Source organism: Streptomyces sp. SM1 (genome assembly GCF_002910825.1).
Taxonomy (GTDB): Bacteria; Actinomycetota; Actinomycetes; order Streptomycetales; family Streptomycetaceae; genus Streptomyces; species Streptomyces okerensis.
In genome coordinates this window covers 1-4613 of sequence record NZ_NEUB01000224.1, presented here as the reverse complement: position 1 = coordinate 4613, position 4613 = coordinate 1, and the positions used below count along the sequence as shown (strand labels likewise).

Genomic DNA, 4613 nt, shown 5'->3' with positions numbered 1-4613 from the left:
CGTGCCGGAGGCCTGCCGCTCGTGCCGCTCCGTGGCCTGATCGCCGTCGCGGGATCCGGGTCCGTCGTCGTACGGCCCGGGATGGTGCTCGCTCATGCGGCGCCCCCGATTCCGGGCGGGGCGCCCGGGGCCTCGGCGTCATGGGCGGTGGCCAGCAGTTGCAGGCCGAGGCGGAGGCGGCGGCGGGCCTCGTCGTCCGTGACGCCCAGGTCGACGGCGGTCTGGTGGTAGTCCCGGCGCTGGAAGTAGGCCAGTTCCAGAGCGGCCCGCAGCGGCGTCGGCATCAACTGGACGATGTAGTCGGCGCGGGCGGCCACCGAGGCGTGCCGCAGCTTGCGCTCCAGCTCCTCGGCGGTGCCGGGGCCGCCCCGGGCGAGGGCGGCGGTCTCGGTGGTGCGCAGCCGCTGCACGGCCAGCCGGTTGGTCAGCGCGGCGAGCCAGCTGCGCAGCGGACCCAGCCGGGGGTCGTAGGAGTCGGGGTGCTGCCAGACGTGCGCGAAGACGTCGCGGGTGACGGCGTCGGCGGTGTGTTCGTCGCCGACGACGCGGTGGGCGAGTCCGTGGACGAGGGAGGCGAAGCGGTCGTAGAGCTCGCCCAGGGCCGCCGCCTCCCCGCGTGCGAGCCGTTGCTGCATCTTGCGGTCCCAGCGGGGCGGTACGTCCCTCTTGGTCATGCTGCCCCTCACCCCCTGTTCCTCCCCGGGCCGGTCGGTTCCCGGGGCCGCGGCGTGTGGCCCGTGACCCCTCGAACGTAGTCGGCACGAACCAGGGCGCACGCCCCTTTGTGGCAATGTGCGCCCCCGGCAGAGCCACAGGTGGTAAAGGGCCGCCCGGGCCCGTCGGAGGGTGTCCGGGACGTGTCTACCCCGCCCGCGTCGATCGGAACCGATCGAATTGGATCGAAGGCGACTAAAACAAGCCCTTTCTGTTCGGCTACCGTTTCTCGGGCTGTGTTTCAGGGAACGGCCAGTGGGCAGCCGCGCTGCAAGGAAGCGTAGGCATTGCTTCCGTTTCGGCGAGCGAGGGGCGTGGTGGTGACCTTCAAAGTGACCGACCAGGAGCGCGGCGAATGGGCCGTGCTCCGGGTGTCGGGCGAGCTGGACCTGGTGACGTCCCCGGTGCTCCGCCAGCGGGTGCACGACGCGGTGGCCGACGGCCGGCACAGTCTCGTCCTCGATCTCTCCGAGGTGTGGTTCTGCGACTCCAGCGGGGTGGGCGTGCTCATAGCCTCCCGCCGGCTGCTGCGCTCCTGCCAGGGCAGTCTGCGGCTGATCCTCCCCGCGCGGGGAGCCGCCGACGGCAGCCACGTCAACAAGGTGCTCGGCGCGCTCGGCGTCCGCCGCCTCTTCGAGATCCACCCGGACGTCCCGTCCGCGGTCGACGAGGACTCCCGCCCGCTGCCGGCGTGATCCGCGCGGCACCGCCGTCGTCCACGGGTCCGCCGCCCGCACCGGAACCGCTCACGCGTGTCACACGGTTGTTCCGTTATTCCCCCGGTCCTGGGCCGGCCGCCGCTTTCCGGCTCCCCGACCGCCCCTGACCACGTACGCTCCCTGCGAGACGACCCCACAGACCTAAGGCGGCCTGAAAGAGACATGGTCACCAGCGAGTACGAGCGCAGGATCGCGGCCCGCTTCGCCACCTTCGACCAGGACGGCAACGGCTACATCGACCGCGAGGACTTCAGCGGAGCCGCGAAGGCCCTGCTCGCCGAGTTCGGCACCGCGGCCCGCTCCGACCGGGGCCAGGCCCTGTACATCGGCGCCGAGGCGTTCTGGCAGGGCATGGCGGGGATCGCGGACCGGGACGGCGATCAGCGCATCACACGCGAGGAGTTCGTGAACGGCGCCGTCAAGCGGCTCCGCGACACCCCGGAGCGCTTCGCCGAGATCGCCCGCCCCTTCCTCCACGCGGCGCTCGCCGTCGCCGGCGGGGGTGACGGAGGGGTCGGTGTCGAGGACACCACGCGTGTGCTCACGGTGCTCGGTGTCGACGAGGACCTCGCCCGCTCGGCCGCCGCCGCGCTGGACACCGATGGCGACGGCCGGGTCGACGAGGAGGAGATCGTGCGGGCCTTCGCCCGCTACTTCACCGTTCCCGAATGACACGCCCCACGCGGATGTCGCGGATTGTGGCATTTCCGTGATCACGGAGCGTCGGGACCGGTTTGTGTCCTCCGCGTGACTCGTCACGGTCCGGAGTCGGACGTCCGCTCCGGTACCTTGTGTGGGATGCGAGTCGTTGTGAGCACGGACCGCGCCGGAGCCGCCCCCGAGGCGACTCCGTCTCCGCTGGTGCCCGCGGCTGCTCGCCGTGCGGACGGGCCGGCTGCCGCCGTCTGTTCGACTCCCCCCGACGGGCGTCGCACAGTATGCCGCACGTGTACTCCTTCGCGCGGGAATATGCCCGAAGCGCTTGTTGACGTGACTGTCCGTCAACCATGCTGTCCCACAAGGGAATCACGGTCTGTGACCCCTGCTCCGGACGTTGTTCGGGCCATGCAGGAAATGGCTACGATCGTGGCCCTCGTGAGGCGCGAATCCAAGTGTCCGCCGGTTCGGATGGTGTGAGCGGTGCAGGTGCTTCAAGTGCAGCTGGAGATCCGGCCCGACCCCGCTGAAGTGGGGCGGGCGCGGCGGTGGGCCCGCTCCCGGCTGGCCGGGTCCGGGATAGGGGCCGACGAACCGCTGGCCGAGATCCTGATCCTGCTCGTCTCGGAGCTTGTCACCAACGCCGTGGTGCACACCGGCTGTCCGGCCGTGCTGCGGCTGTCCCTGCCGGGCGCGGAGGCGGCCGAGGAGGCCATCGTCCGGCTGGAGGTGGCCGACCGCAGCGACCGGGCGCCGGTGCCGCGCTGTGTGGACGGCGAGTCCACCGGGGGACGCGGACTCGCCCTCGTCGACGGCCTGGCCGACCGCTGGGGCTGGAGCGCCGAGGGGGCGGGCAAGCGCATCTGGTGCGAACTGGACCGCTGCGCCCAGGAACCCGATACCGGGCGCCCCTGCGGCGGGGACACCGCCGCGGCCTACGAAGGGCTGGCGTACGAAGCGGTGTGAGCGCGCGTGGTGCCGGTGCGGGTCGTCCGTACGTGGGTGGTGCCGGTGCGGGTCGTCCGTACGTGGGTGGTGCCGGTGCGGGTCGCCCGTACGTGGGTGGTGCCGGTGGGCGTCGTCCGCCCCCCGGGGCACGGATGCACGGTGAGCCGGCCGTGCGGGGTGGCGTGCGGGCCGGTGCGCCGGGTGTGCTTCCGTGCGCTGCGCCGCCGAGCAGGGCTTATGCCACCGCGAGCGCCCTCTCGCCCCACCGGTATTGACGCACCGTGACGGTGTGATCACTCTGGTCGTCAGCGATTCGCCGCGAGGGGACGGCGAGGGTCCGGCGACGGGAGCCCTCGACGAGCGTGGGTCGTGGTGCGGCGCGGGCCCCCCTGGGCCGAGGGGGACCCGGGTGGGAGCGCCGGGCCGAAGGGCGGTGCGGCGCTGCCGTGCTCGGGGCGGACAGCGCCGCACCGCCACCGCCACCGGGACCTCGGTGCCCTCGGCGGCCGCACCGCCACCGGGACCCGTGGCGCGGTCAGTGCTCGCGCGCCCTTGCACCGTCGGCGGCAGGAACGGTCCAACCGTCCACAGGCTGTGGATGACTTTCCGTTCACCCGGAGACGGACACCGCCGCCCCCGCCTCCTCCTGCCGTCCGCCGGCCCGGAAGGTCCGACGGTAGGCCGTGGGCGTCACCCCCAGCGCCGCCTGGAGGTGCTGCCGCATCGACTGGGCCGTACCGAAACCGGCGTCGCGCGCCACCTGGTCCACGGACAGGCCGGTGGACTCCAGCAGGTGCCGGGCCCGCTCCACCCGCTGCTGGGTCAGCCACTGCCCCGGACTGACCCCGGTCTCCTCACGGAAGCGCCGCGTGAAGGTGCGTACCGACATCGCCTCCCGCGCGGCCATCCTAGCGAACACTGTCTTTCGGGACACTCGCTGCGGCGGCCTCCGGCACCGGAAGCTCTATGACGTGGCACAGACAAGCGAGACAGCCGCCGGTGTGGAGCCGCCCGTGAGCGGCCGCAAGCCCGTCCGCCGCCGCCGGGTCCACCGTGCGTGGTTCGTCGCCGCCGTCACCTTCGTGACGATCATCGGCGCCGCCGCCTTCCGCTCGGTGCCGGGCCTGTTCATCGCCCCGCTGTACGAGGAATTCGGCTGGTCGCGCGGGACCATCGGCGCGGCGGTCTCCGTGAACCTCGCGCTGTACGGGCTCACCGCGCCGTTCGCGGCCGCGCTGATGGACCGCTACGGCATCCGGCGGGTCGTCGCGGCCGCCCTCACCGTGATCGCGCTCGGTTCGGGACTGACGGTGTGGATGACCGCGACCGTGCCGCCGACGCTGGCGCTGTGCCGGGAGCACTACGGGGACGACAGCCCGATCGTCTTCGGGTGGGTGCTCGCCTCCCACCAGGTCGGGGCGGCTGTGGTCGCCTTCGTGGGCGGAGTCGCCCGGGACACGTTCGGCGGTTACGACGTGGTCTGGCAGGCGTCGGGGGCGTTGTGCGCGGCGGCGGCGCTGATGGCCCTCGTGATCCGCCGCCGGCCGGACGGCAGGCCCGCGGTGGCCGGCTGAT

Annotated in this window: 5 protein-coding genes and 1 pseudogene; 4 read left to right on the top strand and 2 right to left on the bottom strand. The window is 72.9% G+C overall.

Annotated elements, in window-relative coordinates; genetic code table 11:
* Positions 1-92: 92 nt before the first annotated feature.
* The gene (locus B9S61_RS05315; protein ID WP_103541148.1) at positions 93-674 is read right to left on the bottom strand and encodes a sigma-70 family RNA polymerase sigma factor; all 582 of its coding nucleotides are present in this window, start codon (positions 672-674) and stop codon (positions 93-95) included.
* A 354-nt stretch (positions 675-1028) separates the two neighbouring features.
* On the opposite strand from B9S61_RS05315, the gene B9S61_RS05310 reads away from it, so the two are divergent.
* From B9S61_RS05310 to B9S61_RS05295, 3 genes are all read left to right on the top strand, one after another.
* Positions 1029-1409, top strand: a complete 381-nt coding sequence (locus B9S61_RS05310) for an STAS domain-containing protein (protein WP_103541147.1) — start codon at positions 1029-1031, stop codon at positions 1407-1409.
* Between the two features lie 186 nt (positions 1410-1595).
* A complete protein-coding gene (locus B9S61_RS05305; protein ID WP_103541146.1) occupies positions 1596-2105 on the top strand; it encodes an EF-hand domain-containing protein in 510 nt (169 codons plus the stop codon).
* Between the two features lie 483 nt (positions 2106-2588).
* Positions 2589-3056: an ATP-binding protein gene (locus B9S61_RS05295; protein ID WP_181007255.1), complete on the top strand. Its 468-nt coding sequence runs from the start codon at positions 2589-2591 to the stop codon at positions 3054-3056.
* Positions 3057-3648: 592 nt separating this feature from the next.
* Here the strand turns inward: B9S61_RS05295 and B9S61_RS05285 are convergent.
* A pseudogene (locus tag B9S61_RS05285) lies at positions 3649-3945 on the bottom strand (helix-turn-helix domain-containing protein); the annotation flags it as partial.
* A 64-nt stretch (positions 3946-4009) separates the two neighbouring features.
* Here B9S61_RS05285 and B9S61_RS05280 point away from each other — a divergent pair.
* Entirely contained in the window at positions 4010-4612 is a 603-nt protein-coding gene (locus B9S61_RS05280; protein ID WP_181007254.1) for an MFS transporter, read from the top strand.
* Position 4613: the final 1 nt, after the last annotated feature.